At 40.3% G+C, this 22,567-nt stretch carries 21 protein-coding genes and 5 tRNA genes; 19 read left to right on the forward strand and 7 right to left on the reverse strand.

All coding sequences use genetic code 11. The annotated features are described in order from the left end of the window. The 5 genes from Sdiek1_RS13555 to folE all read right to left on the reverse strand — a co-directional run bounded on the left by Sdiek1_RS13555 (nt 1) and on the right by folE (nt 4,463). Nucleotides 1–222: a MoaD/ThiS family protein gene (locus tag Sdiek1_RS13555; protein ID WP_087439589.1), complete on the reverse strand. Its 222-nt coding sequence runs from the start codon at nt 220–222 to the stop codon at nt 1–3. Between the two features lie 63 nt (nt 223–285). Continuing rightward, nucleotides 286–1,275 carry an iron-sulfur cluster assembly scaffold protein gene (locus Sdiek1_RS13560; protein ID WP_087439590.1) on the reverse strand — a complete coding sequence of 330 codons (990 nt, stop codon included), beginning with the start codon at nt 1,273–1,275 and terminating at the stop codon, nt 286–288. Nucleotides 1,276–1,300: 25 nt separating this feature from the next. Further along, nucleotides 1,301–2,491, reverse strand: a complete 1,191-nt coding sequence (locus Sdiek1_RS13565; protein ID WP_087439591.1) for a NifS family cysteine desulfurase — start codon at nt 2,489–2,491, stop codon at nt 1,301–1,303. A gap of 92 nt (nt 2,492–2,583) precedes the next feature. Continuing rightward, entirely contained in the window at nt 2,584–3,888 is a 1,305-nt protein-coding gene (fliI, locus tag Sdiek1_RS13570) for a flagellar protein export ATPase FliI (RefSeq protein WP_087439592.1), read from the reverse strand. Further along, nucleotides 3,888–4,463 (reverse strand): GTP cyclohydrolase I FolE, encoded by a 576-nt coding sequence (gene folE / locus Sdiek1_RS13575; protein WP_087439593.1) that lies wholly within the window; start codon nt 4,461–4,463, stop codon nt 3,888–3,890. The genes fliI and folE overlap by 1 nt, the downstream gene beginning before the upstream one ends. Nucleotides 4,464–4,591: 128 nt before the next feature. Here folE and tig point away from each other — a divergent pair, with 128 nt between their 5' ends. The 13 genes from tig to Sdiek1_RS13640 all read left to right on the forward strand — a co-directional run bounded on the left by tig (nt 4,592) and on the right by Sdiek1_RS13640 (nt 12,998). After that, nucleotides 4,592–5,890: a trigger factor gene (gene tig / locus Sdiek1_RS13580; protein WP_087439594.1), complete on the forward strand. Its 1,299-nt coding sequence runs from the start codon at nt 4,592–4,594 to the stop codon at nt 5,888–5,890. Further along, nucleotides 5,890–6,480: an ATP-dependent Clp endopeptidase proteolytic subunit ClpP gene (gene clpP, locus Sdiek1_RS13585; RefSeq protein ID WP_087439595.1), complete on the forward strand. Its 591-nt coding sequence runs from the start codon at nt 5,890–5,892 to the stop codon at nt 6,478–6,480. The genes tig and clpP overlap by 1 nt, the downstream gene beginning before the upstream one ends. 20 nt (nt 6,481–6,500) lie before the next feature. Then, nucleotides 6,501–7,592 (forward strand): GGDEF domain-containing protein, encoded by a 1,092-nt coding sequence (locus tag Sdiek1_RS13590; RefSeq protein ID WP_087439596.1) that lies wholly within the window; start codon nt 6,501–6,503, stop codon nt 7,590–7,592. Next, on the forward strand, nt 7,589–8,104 hold the full coding sequence (def, locus tag Sdiek1_RS13595; RefSeq protein WP_087439597.1) for a peptide deformylase: 516 nt from the start codon (nt 7,589–7,591) through the stop codon (nt 8,102–8,104). The genes Sdiek1_RS13590 and def overlap by 4 nt, the downstream gene beginning before the upstream one ends. Nucleotides 8,105–8,106: 2 nt before the next feature. Next, nucleotides 8,107–9,642, forward strand: coding sequence for a YifB family Mg chelatase-like AAA ATPase (locus Sdiek1_RS13600; RefSeq protein ID WP_087439598.1), 1,536 nt, complete (start codon nt 8,107–8,109; stop codon nt 9,640–9,642). 9 nt (nt 9,643–9,651) lie between these two features. After that, nucleotides 9,652–11,049 carry an NAD(P)H-hydrate dehydratase gene (locus tag Sdiek1_RS13605; RefSeq protein WP_087439599.1) on the forward strand — a complete coding sequence of 466 codons (1,398 nt, stop codon included), beginning with the start codon at nt 9,652–9,654 and terminating at the stop codon, nt 11,047–11,049. Beyond that, nucleotides 11,040–11,618: a phosphoribosylglycinamide formyltransferase gene (gene purN, locus Sdiek1_RS13610; protein WP_087439600.1), complete on the forward strand. Its 579-nt coding sequence runs from the start codon at nt 11,040–11,042 to the stop codon at nt 11,616–11,618. Before Sdiek1_RS13605 ends, purN begins: the two co-directional genes overlap by 10 nt. Before the next feature lie 2 nt (nt 11,619–11,620). Then, on the forward strand, nt 11,621–12,412 hold the full coding sequence (locus Sdiek1_RS13615; protein WP_087439601.1) for a thiazole synthase: 792 nt from the start codon (nt 11,621–11,623) through the stop codon (nt 12,410–12,412). Nucleotides 12,413–12,488: 76 nt separating this feature from the next. Further along, a tRNA-Pro gene (locus Sdiek1_RS13620) sits at nt 12,489–12,566 on the forward strand. A gap of 27 nt (nt 12,567–12,593) precedes the next feature. Next, nucleotides 12,594–12,670 (forward strand) — tRNA-His (locus Sdiek1_RS13625). 23 nt (nt 12,671–12,693) lie between these two features. Beyond that, nucleotides 12,694–12,770: transfer RNA gene (locus Sdiek1_RS13630), tRNA-Arg, on the forward strand. A 19-nt stretch (nt 12,771–12,789) separates the two neighbouring features. Further along, nucleotides 12,790–12,866: transfer RNA gene (locus tag Sdiek1_RS13635), tRNA-Arg, on the forward strand. Between the two features lie 47 nt (nt 12,867–12,913). Beyond that, nucleotides 12,914–12,998 (forward strand) — tRNA-Leu (locus tag Sdiek1_RS13640). Nucleotides 12,999–13,199: 201 nt separating this feature from the next. Here the strand turns inward: Sdiek1_RS13640 and Sdiek1_RS13645 are convergent. Both Sdiek1_RS13645 and Sdiek1_RS13650 read right to left on the reverse strand, forming a co-directional pair. After that, nucleotides 13,200–14,858, reverse strand: a complete 1,659-nt coding sequence (locus tag Sdiek1_RS13645) for a GMC family oxidoreductase (protein ID WP_087439602.1) — start codon at nt 14,856–14,858, stop codon at nt 13,200–13,202. After that, entirely contained in the window at nt 14,855–15,343 is a 489-nt protein-coding gene (locus tag Sdiek1_RS13650; RefSeq protein WP_161492052.1) for a gluconate 2-dehydrogenase subunit 3 family protein, read from the reverse strand. Before Sdiek1_RS13650 ends, Sdiek1_RS13645 begins: the two co-directional genes overlap by 4 nt. Nucleotides 15,344–15,452: 109 nt before the next feature. Between Sdiek1_RS13650 and Sdiek1_RS13655 the strand changes: the two genes are divergently transcribed. The 6 genes from Sdiek1_RS13655 (at nt 15,453) to Sdiek1_RS13680 (ending at nt 22,565) form a co-directional block, all read left to right on the forward strand. Next, the gene (locus tag Sdiek1_RS13655) at nt 15,453–15,686 is read left to right on the forward strand and encodes a hypothetical protein (protein ID WP_087439604.1); all 234 of its coding nucleotides are present in this window, start codon (nt 15,453–15,455) and stop codon (nt 15,684–15,686) included. A gap of 63 nt (nt 15,687–15,749) precedes the next feature. Next, entirely contained in the window at nt 15,750–16,127 is a 378-nt protein-coding gene (locus tag Sdiek1_RS13660) for an HvfX family Cu-binding RiPP maturation protein (RefSeq protein WP_238099322.1), read from the forward strand. A 45-nt stretch (nt 16,128–16,172) separates the two neighbouring features. Then, a complete protein-coding gene (locus Sdiek1_RS13665) occupies nt 16,173–16,829 on the forward strand; it encodes a response regulator transcription factor (RefSeq protein WP_087439606.1) in 657 nt (218 codons plus the stop codon). Next, the gene (locus Sdiek1_RS13670) at nt 16,822–17,979 is read left to right on the forward strand and encodes a sensor histidine kinase (protein WP_161492053.1); all 1,158 of its coding nucleotides are present in this window, start codon (nt 16,822–16,824) and stop codon (nt 17,977–17,979) included. Before Sdiek1_RS13665 ends, Sdiek1_RS13670 begins: the two co-directional genes overlap by 8 nt. Before the next feature lie 306 nt (nt 17,980–18,285). Continuing rightward, nucleotides 18,286–19,485: an MdtA/MuxA family multidrug efflux RND transporter periplasmic adaptor subunit gene (locus tag Sdiek1_RS13675; protein ID WP_087439608.1), complete on the forward strand. Its 1,200-nt coding sequence runs from the start codon at nt 18,286–18,288 to the stop codon at nt 19,483–19,485. Then, nucleotides 19,482–22,565: an MdtB/MuxB family multidrug efflux RND transporter permease subunit gene (locus Sdiek1_RS13680; protein ID WP_087439609.1), complete on the forward strand. Its 3,084-nt coding sequence runs from the start codon at nt 19,482–19,484 to the stop codon at nt 22,563–22,565. The genes Sdiek1_RS13675 and Sdiek1_RS13680 overlap by 4 nt, the downstream gene beginning before the upstream one ends. Nucleotides 22,566–22,567 lie beyond the last annotated feature (2 nt).

The raw sequence follows: 22,567 nt of genomic DNA on the forward strand, positions 1-22,567 counted from the left end.
TCAACCTCCGCAAACAGGAGGTAAAAGTGAGATTTTGTCGTCTTTGGAGAGGGGGATATTGAGGTCGCAAACGAGCGTATCGTTTAGCGCAACTGCACAGATGGCAAGCCAATCTTGAAGTTCTTTATCGTCTTTAAAAAAGGTTTTAAGTTCACTGAGATTTGAGATATCCACTTCAATACTGGGGCGACCAAGAGGTCCTAAAAATTCGACTTTTGCCACATCTTTTCCTTATTACATGTAAGAATTTCAAAGAAGAGTGGGGGACTCTTCTTTGAAGTCTTTTCAGACAGGTAATATTCGTATATTTTTACTTAATTTCTCTTGTAGGACAGCTTCGATCGCAAAAAGCGTGCCTGTAGAGCTACTTGCACAGCCACTACATGCGCCAAGATAACGGATATAAACATCACTGATGCCACCATCACCCTCTTTAATGTCGAGGATTTCAAGGTTACCACCATCCATAACGAGCATTGGACGAATGTTTTCATCAATAATGGATTCAATCGCTTGGAATTTTTTAACGATGGTTAGATCATCAAAGTCGACCGTATTGCTACCTTCGATTTTGGAGTTGGAGATAGCCAATAGATGGTCATGTTCCATCTCCGCTCTGGTGTCTCTTAAAATATCAACCAAATAATGCTCTCTTGCCTCATGGCCGCCTGGTTTGATACACGATTTACAAAACGCGCCTGCTTTGGTGTAGTTGGTAATCTCTTCAACGGTTTTAAGGTCATTGATTTTAATCACTTCTTTGATCGTTCCAAGGCTCACACGTGCACATTCACACACAATGATGTCATCTTCAAATGAAGCGGCATCTACGCCTTTATACGAAGCTGCTGCTGCTTTGATAACATCGTATGCCATAACGGAGCAGTGCATTTTTTGAGGTGGAACCGCAGGAACATCAGGTGTATCACGCATTGCATGTTCAACATCAATATTGGTAATTTTAACCGCTTCAGAAACCGTTTTACCGATACAAAGTTCTGCCATGGTGTCTGAGCTTGCGATCGCAGTACCACAGCCAAAGCTTTTAAATTTAGCTGCCTTGATAATTTCGGTTGCTTCATCAACGATCCAGTAAAGTCTTACGGCATCGCCACAACTCTCTGCACCAAAATCAGCAATGATGAGCTTACCACCCATATTTTTTGCATCTTCTTCGGTCAACTCACCCATATTTTGTGGATGGTTCATCAAATCTTGTACTTTTTGGCTGTATTCCTCCCAGATGGAGCCGCCAATCAAACTATTTTTTGCCATTTTTTTATCCTCTATCGTTATTGAATTATAATTTACTAACGTGCCATGATGGCGCGTATGCATATGTGCTTGAAATAGCACGAAGGCGTGTTACTGCATTGTTTAAAACTTCTATTGTATAGTCTATCTCTTCCTCCGTTGTAAAACGTGAAAGAGAGAGTCTTAATGCCGTATGAGCCAAATCAGCCTCTGCTCCAATAGCTTCCATAACAGGATTAGACTCTAAGGCTTCACTTGCACACGCACTTCCTGTACTAGCAGCAATGCCACTTTTATTTAAATCCCATAACATCGCTTCACCTTCAATACCTTTGACGCTAACTAAAATGGTATTAGGAACTCTTTGCTCTTTAGTACCAATCACTAACGTTTCGGGTATAAGCGCAATGGCATCTTCAAGTTTATCGCGAAGGCGTCGGACATTATTTTTTTCAAAATCAAGGCTTTCAACAGCAAGTTCCATCGCTTTTCCCATGCCTACGATGCTTGGAACATTGAGCGTACCACTACGACGTCCGCCCATGTGCTCTCCACCATGAAAGAAAGGAGTCAGTTGTTGTCCCCCTCGAATATAAAGCCCACCAATACCTTTAGGTCCGTGGAATTTATGTGCAGAAAAACTAAGAAAATCAACATTGGCTTTTTTTACATCCACAGGAATTTTACCAACGGCTTGAACAGCATCGGTATGAAAAAGTACACCTCTTTCTTTACAAATCGCACCAATTTCTTCAATAGGGAAAATCATACCGGTTTCATTGTTTGCCCACATAATAGAAACAAGTGCTGTTTTATCAGTAATAGCATTTTTAAGGTCTTCCACATTGATAACACCATTGGTATCAACAGGTAAATAGGTGACTTTAACACCAAGCGTTTCTAAAAATTTACAGGAAGCGCCCACAGCGGGATGTTCGACTTCGCTGGTAATGATATGGTCTTTATCACCATTCAAAATATAGTCGTTATAGATACTTTTAATCACCCAGTTATTGCTTTCAGTGGCACAGGATGTCACGACGATATCATCATCGTCACTTGCATTAATGCCCGCATAAAGCTGATCCATCGCTTTGCGAAGTGCAGGATGACTCTCACTACCAAATTGGTGCAAAGAATTTGGGTTACCATACATCTGGCAAAAATAAGGAACCATCTCTGCAAAAACTTTAGGATCAACTATGGTTGTCGCGTTATTATCTAAATAGACTCTCATTGTCTTCTCTCTCCATTTCTATATAGGATAAAGTTTATCCTAATTAATTTTTGAATACTATTACTTTCTATATTAAAAAATACTAAAGAAATTTAGGCAATGATCTGTTTTAACTCAGCAACCGTTGCTTCAAACTCAAAAACCTCTTCTGGAGCTTGTTGCAAAAAGCCATTCATTTTCTCTTTTTTATTAATTGCCATATCTAACTCTTTATCGTTCCCTTTTTCGTATGCACCGATACGAATGAGAACTTCGTTCTCTTTTAAAATGGAATTAAGCCGTTTAAAACGCATTGCTGCTTTTTTATGCTCGCCATCAATGACATCACCCATAACCCTTGATGCACTGTTTTGAATGCTAATCGGCGGGTAAATACCATAATCTGTCAATTCGCGACTGAGCACAATATGCCCATCCAAAATACTTCTGGATTGATCCGCAATCGGATCACTGAGGTCATCACCCTCAACCAATACGGTAAAGAACGCTGTAATCGAACCTTTCCCCTCTTCTTTTCCCGCTCGCTCCATGAGTTGTGGCAAAAGTGCCAAAACAGATGGCGGATACCCTTTAGACGTTGGAGGTTCGCCTAAAGCAAGACCAATTTCACGCTGTGCCATCGCAAACCGTGTCACAGAATCCATCATAAACAAAACATCTCTTCCTTGATTTTTGAAATACTCGGCAATGCTCATCGCACTAAACGCACCGTATTTTCGCATCAAAGGAGAATCATCACTGGTGGCAACAACGATTACGGTATTTTCAAGATTACCCCCCAAGTTTTTTTCAATAAACTCAGGAACCTCACGTCCACGTTCCCCTATGAGTGCCACCACTTTAATTGAGGCTTCCGCACCACGAACGATCATACCCATGAGTGTGGACTTACCCACACCACTTCCTGCAAAAATACCCATTTTCTGACCCTTGCCACACGTCAAAAGACCATCAATGGTTTTTACCCCCACACGAAACGGCTCATTAATTAACCCTCTTTTCATAGGATCCAATGGAGCTTTCATAATAGGTGCCATAGACTTTGCACCTATTGTTCCTTTGCCGTCTTTTGGGCGAATAAAAGGGTCAACCACGCGTCCAAGTAACTCTTCTCCTACGGGGATCATCATGCCTTGCTCGCTAATAAACACTTTATCGCCTGTTTTAAACCCTTCAATAAAACCAAAAGGTGAGATAAAAAAGGAGTTTCGATCGACTTCAGTGACCATTCCAAGCTCACTTTTTTTACCATCTAAGGAGGCAATTTTAACAATGTCACCAATACTCGGTCTAAGTCCACACGCCTCAATGGTCGTGGAGCTAATTTTGGTGATCGTGCCAAACATGGGAGAGAGGCTTTTGCCGTGAAGTTTTTCTTTAAGGCGAGCTAATGGCATTAGTAACGATTAGCCTGTGGTGCGTTGATAATATCAAAAAACTCTTTTCTCGTGTCTGCTTTAAGAAAGAGTCCACGAAGTGCGGAGGTTGTAGTGTTGGAGTGTGTTTTTTCAACGCCTCGCATCTCCATACACATATGGCGCGCTTGAATAACGACACCTACCCCTTTGGGAGCAATCACATCATCGATCGCTTTAGCAATTTGTTCGGTCAGTTGTTCTTGAATTTGAAGACGGCGTGCAAAAATATCCACCATACGAGGAATTTTAGAAAGTCCAACAACTTTTCCATCAGGAATGTAGGCAACATGAGCTCGTCCAATAATCGGTAAAAGGTGATGTTCACACATCGAATAAAACTCTATATCTTTAATCAATACCATTTGATTATTGTCGCTCTTAAAAAGTGCTTCGCCGAGAACTTCATTTGGGCTTTGGGCATAGCCTTGCGTCATATATTCATACGCTTTAAACACACGCTCTGGTGTTTTTAAAAGTCCCTCACGCTGGGTATTTTCCCCAATAATTTCAAGCATCGTTTTGACGGCTTGTTCAAACTCTTCTCTTCGTTGCATTTTGATTCACTTCTGTTAAAATTAAGACGAGATATTTTATCTCCATTTTGCTTTTTAATGGATAAAAAGCGACTTAAAAGCAAATTTTTGCTATATTTGAGCAAAATTTTATATCGAAAAGGGATTTTATGCAAATTAAAGTTAACCGTACAAATAGTGCTAATGCTGCAGTTGAGGCAACCATTTCACCCGCGCTATTACAAAAAAAAGAAGAAAAGATGATTGCATCTGCGGCTTCAAATATGAAAGTTGATGGTTTTAGAAAAGGAAAAGTTCCTGCACATATCGTTAAAGCACGCTACGGCAAACAACTCAAAGAAGATGCACAAACAGAAGCACTGAGAGAGCTTTTCACTAAAGCATTGACTGAGCTTGACATCAAAGCTGACCTTGTCGTTGGCGAGCCAAGTTTCTCAAAATTTGAAGAGAAAGATGGCGGGCTAGAGCTTGTTATGAAACTTTCATTTAAACCAACGATTGTTGTTGAAGGATACAAAGAGTGTGTGCCTGAGTACAAAACTCCAAAAGTAACCAAAAAAGAGATTAGTGAGCGATTGGATAAAACATTAGCTCTTGTTGCAGAGCTTAAAACGGTCGAAGAAAAACGTGCTGTTAAATCAGGTGATTTTGTTGTGATTGATTTTGAAGGCTTTATCGATGGCGTCGCATTTGAAGGTGGCAAAGCAGAAGGATATACACTTGAAATTGGAAGTGGTTCATTTATCCCTGGTTTTGAAGATGGCATTATCGGACTCAAAGTCAGCAGTAAAAGCAAAGATATCGAAGTAACATTCCCAGAAACATACGGCAATAAAGACCTTGCAGGAAAACCAACGGTATTTAAAGTCACCGTTAAAGAGATTAAAGTCAAAGATATTCCGGAAACTCCAAATGAAGAGATGATCAAAAAATTGCTTCCAGGTGTTGAAAATCCAACACTTGAAACACTAGAAGGTCAAATCGAAGATGAAATCCGCAATGAGAAATTAGCAAAACTTTTCAATGAAGATGTTAAACCTAAGTTTGTTGAAAATGTTTTAGAGAAAATCACATTCGACCTTCCTGAGAATATTGTTGATCAAGAGATTGACCTACAAATGAGAAGCGTTTTTGGTAAACTCAGTGAAGATGAAATTAAAGAATATTCTACTAACCCAGAAAAAATTAAAGAAAAAAGAGAAGAGTTTAGAGCAGAGTCAGAAAAAAGTGTTAAACTCACTTTCATTGTTGATGAGTTAGCAAAGCAAGAAAGTATCAATGTGAGTGATCAAGAAGTGCTTCAAATGATCTACTTTGAAGCAATGCAACAAGGTGCAAATCCAAAAGAATACTTAGAATATTATGAGAAACAAGGTGTTCTTCCAGCGATTAAAATGTCTATTATTGAAGAGAGACTCTTCACAAAGCTTTTTACAAAAGGTAAATAATGAGCTACTATGTTCCTGTTGTTATAGAAAAAACTGGTCGTGGTGAGAGAAGTTACGATATCTACTCTCGCCTTTTAAAAGATCGTATCATTATGCTCAGCGGTGAAATTAATGATGTTGTTGCTTCTTCGATTGTAGCGCAACTACTTTTCCTTGAAGCGGAAGATCCTGAAAAAGATATCTATCTTTACATCAACTCCCCAGGTGGCGTTATTACCAGTGGTTTTAGTATCTACGATACGATGAACTATGTTAGACCCGATATTAGCACGATTTGTATTGGACAAGCAGCATCAATGGGAGCATTTTTACTCAGTTCTGGAGCCAAAGGTAAGCGTTATGCGCTTCCTAATGCACGTATTATGATTCACCAACCACTAGGTGGTGCTCAAGGACAGGCAACAGATATTGAAATTCAAGCTAAAGAGATTTTAAGAATGAAACAAGTCTTGAATGAAATTTTGGCAAAAAACTGTTCACAAAAACTTCCTAAAATCATTAAAGATACAGAGAGAGACTTTTTCATGAGTGCGGCAGAGTCCTGTGAATACGGTTTGATTGATAAAGTATTGGATAAAAGTTTTAAATAACCTATCAAAGAAGGCAAGCAATGGTTCGTTTTAATAAAGAAAAAGGAAAAACAGGAGTTTATAGTATCGATGCAAAAGATGATGTCGTCGAACCAACTCCACCTCCACCGCCTCTCAAAGAGCCTATTGTAACGCAAGCTTCCAATGTTGAGCTTGAAAAATTTGCCGCCTTAGTGTTAAAGGTGTTGGGAGATGAAAGCATCCCTCCAACACCCACTAATTTTCAAATCTATTTCGACAAACTTTTAGAAAGCAAACCTGCCTCATTGAAAAAACGTATTAATGACTTTTTAGAATTAGAAAGTACCAATAATGATGAAAATCATGCACGCATTGAACGTGAGGTCAAAGAGGGATTTTCGCAAATTAAAAACATTATGCAAGTGGTCTCAACCGTCTATCGAAACCTCAATGTCATGCAAGAGATCATTAAAAAAAGAACTTCACAATTAGAGACCAACGCTAATCCTCTCTCTATTCAAAATATTATCTCTTCACTGAGTGAAGATCTTAATAAAATGTTTGGCTTAACGACTAAACAAATTGATCTTTTAAAAGATTATTATCAAAAGACGACAACCATTTTGCAAGAGGTTGATAACCAATCTATTTTTGATGTGAAGTATGGTGTTTACAATAGGCGTTATCTTTTAAAAACACTTCAAGATGAGATTAAACTGATTAAAAATTATGCTCATTCAAGTTCTTTAGTGCTTGCCCGCGTTAAAGAGAGCTCCTTGGAAAAAGTCATTAATAAAAAAGACAAAGACACCGTTGTGCGCAATATCGCAAAATTACTGCTCAAAACATCCCGTAGAAGTGATATTGTTGCTCATTTTGGCGATGGTGTTTTTGCAATGATTTTAAAGCATACAGATATTGTTAGTGCTAAAAAAGCATGCGATCGCATCAGTGAATTGGTGTACCAAACAAGCTTTTTTGTAGGGACAGGAGAGGTAGAGACCGATATTGAACTCTCTATTGTTGCACTCGATACAGATCATAATGCCGAAGAGTTTATTGCTGCAACCCTTGAAGAATTACCACATACAGGAAAAAGGCTTGTCCCTTATATCGTTTGTGCGCCATCTCTTCCAAGCGAGGAACAATGATTTTAGAAGTATTAGTTTATCCCCATAAGCTTTTACGAGAGTCTTCAAAAGACGTCGTACACTTTGATGCACAACTCCATGCCCTTTTAGACGACATGTATGAGACCATGGTAATAAAAGAAGGTATTGGACTTGCTGCTATTCAAGTCGCTGTGCCACTGAACGTATTGGTGATTAATCTTGTCGATGAAGAAGGTGTGCAAAAAAGAGAAACTCTCTACGAAATCATCAACCCTGTCATTCTTGAAAAAGATGGTAGCACTATCTACCAAGAGGGTTGTCTGAGCGTACCTGGCTATTACGATGAAATTGAACGTGCCGAACATATCAAAATAGCCTACTATGATCGACATGGCAACCGATGTGAAGCAGAGTTTACAGATCTTATGTCCATTGCTGTTCAACATGAGATGGATCATCTCAAAGGTCGCCTCTTCATTGAGAAACTCTCTTATCTCAAACGTAAAAAATTCGAAAAAGAGTGGAAAAAAAAGCAAAAAGCAGGTAAATAATTGTGGAAGAGGCTATTGCATTATCTAAGGTCAAGCATGCCAAATGTGCAACCTTATATGGCAATAAAGCCTATGAGGTCGATGTTGAGTCAACTTTAGTGCGGGCACTCCCTGGATTTAATATTGTGGGGATTACCGACATTTCCATCCAAGAGTCGCGCGAGCGCGTAAAATCTGCTCTTGCAAGCATCGATTTTCAATTTCCTGCTCAAAAAATCACGATTAACCTCTCCCCTTCTGATCTTAAAAAAGAAGGAAGCCACTTTGATTTGGTCACGGCCCTGCTGATTGCCATACAAAAAGAACGCTTTACATGTAAAGATTTTTTCATCTTTGGTGAGCTGGGGCTTGATGGTAAAATCAAGAAAACCAACTCTATATTTCCTATTATTCTCTCCTTAGCAACCCATACACCCAATCTTCGTGTCCTTGTTCCTAACGAGCTACTGAACAAAGTGCAACAAATCCCCAATATTGAGGCTTTTGGAGTTGAAACGCTGAGTGAAGCGCTACTTTTTTTCAAAGAAAAACGATTTAACACAGAAGTACAAATTCCCCACCAAAGTTTTTGCGAAAATCACTTAGAAATTGGATCAAAAAGCTATTTTTATGCCACGCAGTTTCCCCTTGATTTTAGCGATGTTCTAGGTCAACACCGAGCCAAACGTGCGATGGTGATTGCGGCGGCGGGCATGCACAACCTTTTGATGGAAGGAAGTCCAGGGTGTGGCAAAAGTATGAGCATTAAACGACTTCGCTACATTTTGCCACCTCAAAGCATTGAGGAAATACTAGAGTCAAATGCATATCAATCACTCCAAGAAGAGGATGTTGAACTCAGCCCTCTGCGCCCGTTTAGGTCTCCCCATCACACCTCTTCGCGTCCATCCATCTTTGGCGGTGGTAGTTCGCAAAGTCGTGCGGGTGAAATTGCCCTCGCCCACAATGGCATTTTATTTTTCGACGAATTTCCCAACTTTTCTAAAACGGTTTTAGAAAGCCTTCGAGAACCTTTAGAAGATCATCGCGTCCTTATCTCACGTGTTAATACTAAAGTGAGCTACGCAACTAAATTTCTGTTTGCTGCCGCTCAAAATCCTTGCCCCTGTGGCAATCTCTTCAGTCAAACCCATGAGTGCCGCTGTAGTGAAGTAGAGATCAATCGCTATAAAAACCGCATTTCCGAGCCGATTCTGGATAGAATTGATCTTTATATCCAAATGAGTGAAGAGAGTTCGAAAGAGCAAGGACTGAGTTCTCATGAGATGTTTGAGCAAGTCTTAAAAGCCTTCATGATGCAAAAAAAACGTGGACAAAATGAGCTCAATGGCAAGCTAGATGAGCATAACACCATGCGTTTTTGTACCCTCGAAGCAAAAGCCAATGAGAGTTTAGAAATGGCACAAAGCCGTTTGGGGCTGAGTCAAAGAAGTATTCACAAAGTACTGCGCATTGCACGCTCTATTGCTGATTTGGAGCAAAGTGAATTGATCTTGCAAGAGCACCTTCTTGAAGCCCTGAGCTTCCGTAAGCGTTAGGAGAAACCGATGCATTATGTCTACGAAGAAACAAATAGTTTAGATGATCGTTGTTATACCACTTTTGGATTAACCCCTGAAATTCTAATGGAACATGCGGGGCTTGCTCTGGCTCATGCCGTCAAAAAAAAACTTACATGTAAAAAGAGTGCGCTCTTTGTATGTGGTATGGGAAACAATGGAGCCGATGGTATTGTCGCCGCACGATTATTGCATGGTGCGTACAATGTCAGTCTCTATCTGCCCTTTAAGATCAAATCTGAACTTGCAAAACTCCAACTGGAACGTGCCAAAAAAGTGGGTGTTATCGTCGTGGATGAACTGATTGATGCCGATATCTACGTTGATGCACTCTTTGGTGCAGGACTTAACCGCCCTTTAGATGATCTTACATGTAAACTGCTCGAAACACTCAATGCAAAGCAAGGCTACAAAATCGCCTGCGACATTCCCAGTGGTATTTTGAGCGATTTAACACTCAGTTCTGTCATTTTTCAAGCCAATGAAACTGTAACGATGGGCGCTTTGAAACTAGCTCTTTTAAATGACAATGTTAAAGACGCCATAGGTGATATCAAAGTTGCAAATCTAGGCATTTCCCGCAATCAGTATGAAACACCTAGCTCCCTCTTTTTACTTCATAAAAGCGATCTTAGACTACCCTTTCGCATCAAAAAAAATGCTAATAAAGGCACCTTTGGGCATGTTGCGATTGTACAAGGCTCGAAAGAGGGGGCAGCACGACTTGCGGGCATGGGAGCGTTTCATTTTGGCGCAGGACTCGTGACACTCATAGGCGAGAAACCAAAAAAATTACCTATTTATTTGATGAACAGCGAAACACTGCCTAAAAATGCCAATGTGATTGTGGCAGGGATGGGGCTTGAGATGCCTTTTGATGAAGTAGCACTCAAAACACTTTTACTCTCCAATACTTTGCCCTTAGTGATCGATGCATCCTTGTCACAGCATCCGCTTCTTTGTGAGATCATTGCATCCCAAAAACCTCTGGTTTTAACACCACATCCCAAAGAATTTAGCTCGATTTTAGAGCTTACATGTAAAGAAAAAGTGAGTGTTGAAGCGATTCAAGCTAACCGCTTTGCGTATGCCAAACGCTTTAGCCTTGCATTCCCGCATGTGGTATTGGTTCTCAAAGGTGCCAACACCATCATCGCACACAATGGTGAGCTTTTTATCAACACGTATGGTACGCCAGCTTTAGCTAAAGGCGGCAGTGGCGATGTCATGTCTGGCATGATAGGCGCCCTCATCGCGCAAGGATATACCCCAAAAGATGCTGCTATTAGCGGCTCCCTCGCGCATGCTCTCGTCTCACGAAAGTTTACATGTAATAATTTTGCGCTTACCCCGATTGATATTTGTAAAGGTCTTAAATGGTTATAAAGAAAATTGCTATTTTATTCAGTGGAGAAGGAAGTAATTTGGAAAAATTGCTCGCTGCTGTTCACAACAAAGTATTTGAGCACTGTAGAATTGAAGTTGTAACTACCATTTGCAATCGCCCCAACGCGGCAGGAATCGAAAAGTCACGAAGTTATGGCATAGAACCTCTTATCATCGATCATACGCTCTACGGAAGCCGTGAGAGCTTTGATGAAGCCCTTGTAGAGGCTATTTTAAAAAGCGGTGCGGAGCTTACCGTACTGGCTGGATTTATGCGTTTCCTCACTCCTTATTTCACAGAGCATGTTAAAGCGATCAATTTACATCCTTCACTCCTTCCACTTTTTAAGGGTGGCAGTGCTATAAAAGAGAGTTTTGATTCACCGATGAAGGTCGCAGGCATCAGCGTTCACTACGTCAGCGAAGAGCTCGATGGTGGTGAAATCATTTCCCAACGCTGTTTCGAGAAAAGTGAAGATATGAGTTTTAAAGATTTTGAAACTAAAATTCACGCCTTAGAGCACGAACTCCTTCCCGAAACCGTGAAAAATTTACTCAATAGGAACTAAAAATGAATGACACCCTCAAAGTAGGAAATATCGAATTTGCAAGCCGTTTGATCGTAGGAAGCGGTAAATACCCCGATTTTCAAACGACCAAAGACGCAACGCTCGCAAGTGGTTCTAAACTCATCACGGTTGCTGTGCGTCGTGTTAATATTACCAATCCTAATGAAGAAAATCTGATGGACTATTTCAAGGGCACAGACATCAAACTGCTTCCAAACTCTGCTGGATGTACCACCGCAGAAGATGCCATTACACTTTTTCGTATGGTCAGAGAAGCAACAGGTCTTGATCTGATTAAACTTGAAGTCATCGGCGATACGGCAAAAACACTCTACCCTGACGTGATGGAAACGCTTAAAGCGTGTGAGGTTTTAGCCAAAGATGGCTTCACGATCATGACGTACACCAATGACGACCCTATCATGGCGAAACGCTTAGAAAATGCGGGTAGTGCGGCAGTAATGCCTTTAGCATCTCCTATTGGTAGTGGTCTTGGTATCCAAAACCGTTACAATGTCCTTTTTATCAAAGAGGCTGTTAAGATTCCAGTCATCGTTGATGCAGGTATTGGTTGTGCCAGTGATGCTGCAATTGCAATGGAAATAGGCGCGGATGGTGTTCTTACAAATACTGCTATTGCGCAAGCTAAAAATCCTATCCTGATGGCAGAAGCAATGAAATACGCCGTACTGGCAGGACGTTCAAGTTTCCTTGCAGGACGTATTGCAAAGAAGCCTTTTGCAACGGCTAGCTCACCAACGGAAGGACTTATCGAGTTCCAACCAAAGGCTTAAAAAAATTTCCTTGACAAAAGGCTGGATTTTGGCTAGAATTTCAGCCTTAAAAAGACCAATAGGTTTTTTTAAATGTCGGGGCGTAGCGCAGTCTGGTCAGCGCACCTGGTTTGGGACCAGGGGGTCGAAGGTTCGAATCCTTTCGCCCCGACCACTTATTTCTCAGAATTAAATTTAGATGGTGAGTGTAGCTCAGTCGGTTAGAGCATCAGGTTGTGGTTCTGAGGGTCGTGGGTTCGATCCCCATCACTCACCCCATTGTTTTGTGTGGCGCGGTTTATGCGCTCGTAGCTCAATTGGATAGAGCAACGGACTTCGGATCCGTAGGTTGTAGGTTCGACTCCTTTCGAGCGCACCACCTAAAACCGAGAGAAGATGCGCTCTTAGCTCAGCTGGATAGAGCAACGCCCTTCTAAGGCGTAGGTCACACGTTCGAATCGTGTAGGGCGTACCACCCTTAAAGACGGAGCTTCAGCTTCGCAAAATTTACTACTGTTGTGTGCGGATATGGTGAAATTGGTAGACACGCCAGACTTAGGATCTGGTGCCGAGAGGCATGGGAGTTCGAGTCTCTTTATCCGCACCATCCCTATTTTAGGGACTTTCAAACAAACTTCTCAACTTCTTTTTTTTACTATTGCTAAAAAATATAGGATACGGCGTTAGATTTGTAATAATCAATTTTTTCTTATTATTTATCTCAAAATCAATAGCATAACAAATTTTCTTATATGTAATTAGGCATATTTCTACTTCTAAATAGTTATTTTAGTTTAAATATATTTTTCTAAATTGCCAATAAAGTATCGAAATTCTTTTTAATATACTCTGCAACGCGAAAGGCATTGGCGTAAATCGTCCATGTATAAGGGACACTTCCTCCCGTTGGCATGAAGCTACCGTCGGTTACAAAAAGATTGTGTATGTCATAGCTTTGGCAATAACGATTGAGTACGTGTTTTTTCGGATCATTTCCAAAACGACATCCTCCTGCTTGAAGATTTTGTGGAGGCAGTGGTGAGATAGCGTAGGTAATATTTTTTGCTCCCATTTTTTCAAGTACCTGTACCGCTTTTTGGGCTAAAAATTCTCCTACTATGACATCTTGAGGGTGTGCGCCTATACGAATGTTTGCAACAGGAATACCGTATTTGTCCTTGTATGCTTCATCAACAGAGACAAAACAGTTGTCATTGGGCATCCAATCATTAAAGACTTCAAAATTGAGTACCCTTTTTGTTGTTAAGGTTTGAAAAATTTTATCTTGAAGTTTTTTCCCAAAGATCAATGTCCCATCTTCTCTTTTCAGGCTGTTTGCACGTCGTATTGGATTGGCATGTTCAAATAAAAAATCAACAACGCCCCCTTTAAACTCTTTCGTAAAATACCAATCTTTGAGCGCACGATTGACAAAAAGCCCTGCTTGGAAAAGTGTCTCTTGCTTGAAATGGCTTAAATCAAACTCTCCTGAACCAATACCTCCGCCTGAAAAGACCATATTTTTTCCAACAGCCCCTGATGAGTTAGCAAGTCCTTTTGGAAAGGCCTTGTTTTTTGAATTTAATAATAAGCGAGAACTCTCCACTGCTTGTGCTGCAAGGATAAAAAGCTTAGCATTGACATACTTTTTAGTCCCTTCTTGTGTGAGGTACTGTGCTCTTTTAATGGTGCTGGTATTATCTGTTTCTAATTTCACAACAAACGCATTGGCGATAATATGCAGATTTCCCGTCGCTAAAGCGGGCTGAATAAGCGCAGCGCGTGAACTTCCTTTTGCTCCACTCGAACAGGCATATGAGCCACAGTAATTGGAGTAATAACAAGGGTTTCGCCCTTCCTTGGGCTCTGAGAGAATAGCCCTAGGCGTTTTAAACGGAGTAAAATGCAAAGCCTTACAAGCCGTGTCAAAATTTTCAACAATAGGATGTTCCGCTAAAGGAGGGTACGGATATTGCGTGGTACTGCGTGGTTCTTGGTGCGCGTACTCTGTTATCTCTCCTGAAACACCTACGATTCTCTCTGTGCGTTCATAAAAAGGTTCAAGCTCTTCATACGTAATAGGCCAATCTTCAATATTGGCTCCTTCATAATCCCCATAAAGAGATTTTAATTTAAAATCATTGGGTTTAAGGCGATGAAAAAATCCACTCATAAAGTTTGAAGAACCTCCTAAAAGGCTACCATTCCAGAAACTCCAGTTATTTTCATACGAAGGTGTTTTGACCCATTTCCCCTCTTCAAAGCTCTCAATGACATGGTATTCGTCTCTTAATTTTGGTGTAAAAACATCACGCTTGGTATAGGCTATCTCATCTTTTGAAAAATCTTTTTCACTGTAAATGTCTCCTTTTTCAAGGATCACCACTTTTTTACCCACACGAGAGAGTTCATAAGCAAGAGGTCCAGCACCTGCGCCGCTTCCTACAATACACACATCATAATTCATACTTTGCTCCCATAGGTACTTTTCGGACGAGGTTCTCCCTTTACATGTAAAACAGATTTCCATCCTATTTCCTCTGTGTTTCCCCCGTAAATTGGATCACAAAACATTGCTTCAAGCGTGTAATAAATCAGCCGTGAGAGCCATTGCTCCAAATAAGCATCTTCGCTTGCTAGCTCTACGATACGGTATTGAGCTTCTGCATTTTCTTGAAAAAAATGAGAAAATTTTTGGTTAAAAACAGAAGCCCCTTCAATCAAAAGTTCCAAATCATTTTGATCAAAATAGGGGCTGGTGCTATTGACGATTAAAAAAGAGAGGGCATTGACATTTTTTGCAGAGGGCATCTGCTCTGTTGCAGGCAATAAAACTTCTTGGACACTTTCGATGGTTTTCCACACAGAAGCAGGAACATCTTTAGCATACGCGTCTATGCTTAAAAAAAAAGGTGATGAAGCACTCAGTGCCATAAATGTACGTCTATTCATAGGGTGCATTCTAACACATGCATGTAAAACTTTTGTGTAATACGACTACATATTCACTACACAAAATGTCATTATACTGTCACTATCCAAACCCAAAAGGAGATCTACAATGCAAGTATTTTCAAACGTTAAACCTCTCGCAGCACTCTTCATCGCTGCTATGTTCGTAAGTGGCGCTATGGCAGCTGATAGTAAATGTGGTGGTGATATGAACGCTACGAAAGATGCGAAAGAGATGAAAAAACCAGCTGACGCTAAATGCGGAGGCGACAAAGCGAGTGATGCTAAAAAACCAGCTGATGCCAAATGTGGTGCTGCTAAATGCGGTGGCGAAAAGAAATAATCTGCAATGCGGTTATTTCTTGTTAACACAATGCAATCAATCGTATTGTTGAGTGTAAGAGTTATGTTGGCATATGGATTTTATGAACCATCTGTACGGAAGTGGAGCGATATTCACTCCGTTGCAGAGTGGTTTGAAACACTTAATATTCCTTTGCCTTTACTCAACGCTTACCTTTGCGCAAGCATTGAGAGCGTGGGTGTTGTTTTACTAATTTTAGGCTTATTAACCAGATGGATTTCACTACCATTAAGTGCTGTTATGGTGGTTGCAATTCTAAGCGTTCATTTAAGCAATGGCTTTAGTGCAACCGATGGAGGTTTTGAAATTCCTCTTTACTATCTGCTATTTCTTGGTGTACTATGTGCCTTTGGCGCAGGAAAAATCAGCGTAGATTATTTTCTTTTTGAGAAAAAAAAGCCATCATCGTGTATGCCATAGCTTTGCAAAAGGCTATGGTATAATTGGCTTAAAAGGAAATGGTCGATGAAAATTTTATTGCTAGAAGATGATCCAATTTTATCTGATATTCTACTCTGTCATCTGAATCGCCATCTTCATCAAACGACTCACTTTAGCGATGGGCAGTCGGCTTCTGATGCACTCAGTGCCCAAAAATTTGATCTTTTAATTCTTGATATTAATGTTCCAAAACTCAGTGGTATTGATCTTATTAAAGAAATTCGTACCTATAAAGACACGACACCTGCTATTATCATTACCGCATTTCAAGATACGGCTCATTTGAAAAAAGGATTTGAAAATGGTTGCGATGATTACATCAAAAAGCCTTTTGATCTTGAAGAGCTTGACTTGCGCATTAAAAACATTCAAAAACGATTTAACCTTATCAATGAACAAGCCATCATTATTGATTCTCATCTTTCATTAATGGCTTCTAAAAACCGCTTGTATGTCAATGAAGTACCTTACACCCTGACGCGTAAAGAGTGCAAAATCTTACTCTATTTAAGTAAGCAAAAAAGTAAGGTTGTCTCCTCAGAAGAGCTGATACAAAATTTATGGGACTATGATGAAATGCCTAGCGAAGCGACGATTAGAGTTTACATTAAAAATCTACGCAATATTATTGGAAAAGATAAAATTCAAACCGTTAGAGGGAATGGATATATTTTTGAATAAAGAAGAACAGGGCGCATTATGGCGATTTTTAATCATCTATGTCACTTCTGCACTCTTTCTCATGAGCATTATTGCTATTTTGTACTACAACAATGAAACCAATAAGCTTCATGAAAAACGTTCAATGGAAATTAAAACCGTTGTGATGAGTTACGAAAAAGAGTTGATGCAAGCGGAGATGGATAAAGTGCCGTATCTGTTTCATCCACCCAAAGAATTTTTCACGGTTGCTCTGTTAAAAGAAGATAAACAGACTCTTTTTTCAAGCTTTAAAACTCCGTTGCTTGATTTAAATACAACACCCTATGCTGTTCATCGATTAGCAACTCCTATTAATGGAGTAGCTTACATTGTTGTTGATGAAGAAATGAGCGAACGAGAGATACTCAGACTTAAATTAATTATTTTGTTTACGATGGTTATATCCGCGCTCTTTGTGGGTGTTGAAGGCTATTTTTTAAGCCGCTTGCTGCTTAAGCCTGTTCACTTGCGCATTGAAAAGCTCAATCATTTCATTAAAGACAGTTCTCATGAACTAAATACACCCGTCGCCGCTTTAATGATGAGTGTTTCAAACTTGAAGCAAAGCTCGTTTAAAGATGTACGTGTTATCAATCATATTTCCATTAGCACAAAACTCATTTCTCAAATTTACAATAGCCTTAGTTATATTGCATTTCATGATATTGATGAAGTGTTTGAAGAGTCATTTGATCTTGCCCTTTTAATTCAAGAGAGTGTTGGATTTTTTAATGAAATAGCTTCCACAAAGGACAATATAATTACGGCACAACTTCAAACAACATTTGTTTACATGGATAAATCACGTATTCAAAAAGTTATCCATAACCTTCTCTCAAATGCTATTAAATACAGTTATCCAAAAACAGCGATTTGCGTTGAGCTTTCAGAACATCTTTTAACCGTTAAAAATGAAGGTGTTGGCATTCATAAAGAGAATCAAAAGAGCATTTTTAAGCGTTTTGAGAGACGAAGCAATGCGGTGGGAGGCTTTGGTATAGGGCTGGATATTGTCAATTCTGTTTGTAAAATGTATAACATTAAAGTTTGGGTTGAATCCATTCCAAATCAAGAAACAACTTTCTTTTTACAATTTCCTTTTACTCAAATCCTCAAGCAAGAATATTAAACTTCATTCATCAGCCAAGACATAGTGTCAAACGAAGCACAGAAGTAGCCGTGCACTTTTAAAGGTCTACTTGTATTTTAGGCTTGTAAAAGAATTTCATATGCCCAAAATTGCTCTTCTTTGACAGATACCACTTTGCAACAAGTTGGTTTAGACAACAACAATACTTCTCAGGTCATTTTTTGACTCATTTCATTAAAGTTAGTTAACATTTCATTGATATAATACCTCGCAAATACCAAATGCTAATCTTTGGTTTGGTGAAAACGTGTCAAAGACTCTTTATTTCATGAAAAGGTCAATTTTATGTCATTTTCAACTCCTTCTAAAACTAAAAAATGGGCTCTCATTCTCATTGTAGGTGCTTTTATTGGCATAGCAAGTTACTTTACTGTTTTTAAAAGTCAACCTACTACAAGCAATGATCCTAAAAAAGCTTTTGCTACACGAGTAGCATCTGTTTCAACTGCCCCCGTTCAGCAAGGTGCTATTAAAATCTTTTTTCAAAGTCTTGGGACGGTAACCCCTTTGTCGAATGTTGTCGTGAAAAGTCGTGTGGATGGGCAGTTAATGGATATTTTATTCACTGAAGGGCAGATGGTTAAACAAGGCGATATTCTTGCAAAAATTGATGCAAGAAGTTTTGAAGTACAGCTCAAACAAGCGCAAGGACAACTGTTAAAAGACCAAGCACTTCTTGAAAATGCACTGATTGATTTGAAGCGTTATGAAGTGCTTTTACAACAAGATTCTATCTCCAAACAAGTTTTAGATACCCAAACAGCCCTCGTGCATCAATACCAAGGTACGATTAAAGTGGACGAAGCATCCATCGACAGTGCCAAACTACAACTAGACTACAGTACGATTACGGCACCTACGAGTGGACGTATCGGTCTTCGCTTGGTTGATAAAGGCAATATGATTCACGCGTCCGATACAACGGGCTTAGCGGTGATTGCCCAAATCAATCCGATTTCGGCTACCTTTACCTTACCCGAAGATAAAGTTCCTGCTATCACACAAGCTTTGCAAGAAAATAAAACACTCGAAGTTGAAGCGTATGATCGAAGTGATTCCATATTCATCATCAAAGGGCATCTTGCAAGTATGGACAACCAAATTGATACAACAACAGGCACGTTAAAATTCAAAGCAGAATTTAATAATCCCGAGACCAAACTCTTTCCAAATCAATTTGTGAATATTCATCTTTTAGTAACAACGAAACAAAACGCACTGTACGTTCCAAGTGCGGCCATACAACATGGCGCACAAGGCACTTTTGTATACCGTGTCAAAGAAGATCAAACGGTGAGTGTTCAACGTGTTAAAGTCAGCTCCACACAGAATGGCAATTCGATCATCGAAGAAGGCTTAAGCCTGAGTGACATCGTTGTCGTCGATGGTGTTGATAAATTGCGTGAAGGAAGCAAAGTCGACATGAACACGACGAAAGAAACTCCTTTGAAAGCTTCTCGTACTAAAAGCGATTCGCAAAAATGAATCCTTCTCGCATTTTTATTTTAAGACCTATCGCAACATCGCTTGTGATGCTTGCTCTTTTATTAGCAGGTAGCATCGGTTATAGGATGCTTTCCTTATCGGCATTGCCTGAAGTTGATTATCCGACCATTCAAGTTGTAACCCTTTACCCAGGGGCAAGTCCTGATGTCATCACCTCTTCAATTACCGCTCCATTAGAAAGACAATTTGGTCAAATGCCTGGGCTCAATCAAATGTTATCCACCAGTTCGGGTGGATCTTCTATCATTACGTTGCAATTTGATCTTAAATTGGCCTTGGATGTTGCCGAACAGGAGGTTCAAGCGGCCATTAATGCCGCCACATCTATGTTACCAACCGATCTGCCCGCTCCTCCAATTTACAATAAAGTCAACCCTGCCGATACACCGATTTTAACACTTGCCGTTACGTCAAAAACCATGCCACTGCCTGCAGTGCAAAATTTGGTCGATACACGTATTGCTCAAAAGATTTCACAATTAAGCGGTGTCGGGTTAGTCAGTTTGAGTGGGGGACAAAAACCAGCCGTTCGTATTCAAGTCAATCCAAAAGCGTTATCTGCCTATGGCATCTCTTTGGAAACGCTACGAACCATCGTTAATAGCGCTAATATTAATCAAGCTAAAGGTGGATTTGACGGCCCTAAAAATGCCTCAACCATCGATGCCAACGATCAACTAAAATCTGCCAAAGAGTATAAAGACATTATTATCGCCTATACAAATGGAAGAGCTATTCGTCTTAGCGATGTTGCAACTGTCATTGACGATGCAGAAAATGTACGTTTGGCGGCATGGAAAAATACCACTCCTGCTATTTTGATCAATATTCAACGCCAGCCCGGTTCCAACGTGATCGAAGTCGTTGATCGTGTCAAAAGTCTACTCCCCCAACTGCAAGAATCCTTACCTAATGCGGTGGAAGTTTCGTTACTCACGGATCGTACGACAACCATTCGTGCATCGGTACAAGATGTTAAACAAGAACTGATATTAGCCGTTATCTTAGTGGTTATGGTCATCTTTGTTTTTTTACGCAATATCCCTGCAACCTTGATTCCAAGTGTCGCCGTACCCCTTTCACTGATCGGAACGTTTGGCGTGATGTATTTTTTGGGCTTTAGTCTGAACAATTTAACGCTGATGGCATTAACCATAGCCACAGGATTTGTCGTCGATGATGCTATTGTTATGATTGAAAATATCGCGCGCTACATAGAAGAGGGAGAAAATCCCTTAGATGCGGCGCTCAAAGGTTCAAAACAGATTGGGTTTACGATTATCTCTTTAACCATCTCTTTGTTGGCTGTTTTAATTCCACTTGTTTTTATGCAAGATGTCGTAGGAAGACTATTTCGTGAATTTGCCATTACACTGGCGGTGGCCATCTTAATTTCGGCGTTTATTTCTCTCACATTGACACCGATGATGAGCGCTAAATTGTTGGGTAAAAAACCGATGAATGAGCAAGGGAAATTTTACCGTTACAGTGGCGCTATGATTGATGCAATGATTCAAGGTTACGCCAAGATGCTGACATGGGTACTTGATCGTCAAAAAATGATGCTTACCATCGCCGTTTTAACAATGGTCTTAAATGCCTTGTTGTACATCTATGTCCCCAAAGGATTTTTTCCTGTGCAAGATACGGGCGTTATTCAAGGCATCACCGAAGCGCCGCAATCCATCTCTTTTAGCGCTATGTCCCAAAAACAGTGTGAACTCGCTGATAAAATCCTAGAAAATCCCAACATTGAAAGCATCTCCTCGTTTATCGGTGTTGATGGGGTGAATACAACACTCAATAGTGGACGTATTCTCATCAATCTCAAACCACATGCTACACGTCAAAAAAATGCGCAAGAGGTGATTCAAGAGATTCAAGCACAACTGCATGATGTAGCGGGCATTACCCTTTACATGCAACCCATTCAAGACCTCAGCCTCGAAGATAGAGTCAGTCGAACACAATACCAATTTACCTTAGAAAGTGCTAATGCTAAGGATTTGGAAGCATGGACACCCAAAATTATTGAAGCACTCACTAAACTTCCGCAATTAAGAGATGTTGCAAGCGATCAACAAGATCAAGGGCTTCAAATTTACGTCGATATTGACCGCGCTACTGCAAGTCGCTTGGGCATTAGTGTCGCAGCCATCGATGCGGCACTCTACAATGCGTTTGGGCAACGGTTAATCTCAACCATTTACACACAAACCAGCCAATATCGCGTTATCTTAGAAGTGGCTCCTTCTTATCAGATGGGACCCAGTGCGCTTGAACATCTTTATGTGACAAGTAGCACAGGATCTGCCATTCCACTCAGTGCCATTGCCCATATTAGCGAGCGACAAACACCTTTAGTCATCAATCATCTGGATCAATTTCCGACCACAACCATTTCATTTAACCTTTCCCCCAACTCCTCTTTAGGCGATGCAACAGAAGCAATCCAACAACAAAAAGATGCCCTTGGATTACCGCCTAGTATGGAATTACGCTTTCAAGGAGCGGCTGCGGCATTTCAAAAATCACTGACCAATACACTCCTGCTCATTCTCGCTGCCATTGTGACCATGTATATTGTGTTGGGTGTTCTGTACGAAAGTTATATCCATCCGCTCACCATTCTCTCAACGCTTCCCTCCGCGGGGGTGGGTGCTCTTTTGATGCTATTATTTACTAAAAATGATCTGGATATTATCGCGATCATTGGTATTATTTTATTGATTGGTATCGTTAAAAAGAATGCCATCATGATGATCGATTTTGCCCTTGAAGCAGAACGTCATCAAGGGCAATCACCACGCGATGCCATCTATCAAGCCTGTTTATTGCGCTTTAGGCCTATTTTAATGACAACCTTAGCCGCACTTTTTGCCGCAATCCCTTTGATGGTGGGAACAGGTGTGGGCTCTGAATTAAGACATCCATTAGGTCTTGTAATGGTAGGTGGTTTAATGGTCAGCCAAGTCTTAACCCTGTTCACAACACCCGTCATTTATCTCTTTTTTGATCGTTTGGCTACGCGATTTCATTCTTTACATGTAAAGCATTAGCC

Origin of the sequence: Sulfurospirillum diekertiae (assembly GCF_002162315.1) — a bacterium.
In the GTDB taxonomy this organism is placed as follows: domain Bacteria; phylum Campylobacterota; class Campylobacteria; order Campylobacterales; family Sulfurospirillaceae; genus Sulfurospirillum.

Bases quoted from the DNA above. Each gene is read 5' to 3' on its own strand.
- Sdiek1_RS13650 (WP_161492052.1), bottom strand. From the start codon at position 15,343: ATGAATAGACGTACATTTATGGCACTGAGTGCTTCATCACCTTTTTTT.
- Sdiek1_RS13615 (WP_087439601.1), top strand. From the start codon at position 11,621: ATGAATGACACCCTCAAAGTAGGAAATATCGAATTTGCAAGCCGTTTG.
- fliI (WP_087439592.1), bottom strand. From the start codon at position 3,888: ATGCCATTAGCTCGCCTTAAAGAAAAACTTCACGGCAAAAGCCTCTCT.
- tig (WP_087439594.1), top strand. From the start codon at position 4,592: ATGCAAATTAAAGTTAACCGTACAAATAGTGCTAATGCTGCAGTTGAG.
- Sdiek1_RS13680 (WP_087439609.1), top strand. From the start codon at position 19,482: ATGAATCCTTCTCGCATTTTTATTTTAAGACCTATCGCAACATCGCTT.
- Sdiek1_RS13665 (WP_087439606.1), top strand. From the start codon at position 16,173: ATGAAAATTTTATTGCTAGAAGATGATCCAATTTTATCTGATATTCTA.
- folE (WP_087439593.1), bottom strand. From the start codon at position 4,463: ATGCAACGAAGAGAAGAGTTTGAACAAGCCGTCAAAACGATGCTTGAA.
- Sdiek1_RS13675 (WP_087439608.1), top strand. From the start codon at position 18,286: ATGTCATTTTCAACTCCTTCTAAAACTAAAAAATGGGCTCTCATTCTC.
- Sdiek1_RS13560 (WP_087439590.1), bottom strand. From the start codon at position 1,275: ATGGCAAAAAATAGTTTGATTGGCGGCTCCATCTGGGAGGAATACAGC.
- Sdiek1_RS13660 (WP_238099322.1), top strand. From the start codon at position 15,750: ATGTTGGCATATGGATTTTATGAACCATCTGTACGGAAGTGGAGCGAT.
- Sdiek1_RS13605 (WP_087439599.1), top strand. From the start codon at position 9,652: ATGCATTATGTCTACGAAGAAACAAATAGTTTAGATGATCGTTGTTAT.
- Sdiek1_RS13565 (WP_087439591.1), bottom strand. From the start codon at position 2,491: ATGAGAGTCTATTTAGATAATAACGCGACAACCATAGTTGATCCTAAA.
- clpP (WP_087439595.1), top strand. From the start codon at position 5,890: ATGAGCTACTATGTTCCTGTTGTTATAGAAAAAACTGGTCGTGGTGAG.
- purN (WP_087439600.1), top strand. From the start codon at position 11,040: ATGGTTATAAAGAAAATTGCTATTTTATTCAGTGGAGAAGGAAGTAAT.
- Sdiek1_RS13645 (WP_087439602.1), bottom strand. From the start codon at position 14,858: ATGAATTATGATGTGTGTATTGTAGGAAGCGGCGCAGGTGCTGGACCT.
- Sdiek1_RS13590 (WP_087439596.1), top strand. From the start codon at position 6,501: ATGGTTCGTTTTAATAAAGAAAAAGGAAAAACAGGAGTTTATAGTATC.
- def (WP_087439597.1), top strand. From the start codon at position 7,589: ATGATTTTAGAAGTATTAGTTTATCCCCATAAGCTTTTACGAGAGTCT.
- Sdiek1_RS13655 (WP_087439604.1), top strand. From the start codon at position 15,453: ATGCAAGTATTTTCAAACGTTAAACCTCTCGCAGCACTCTTCATCGCT.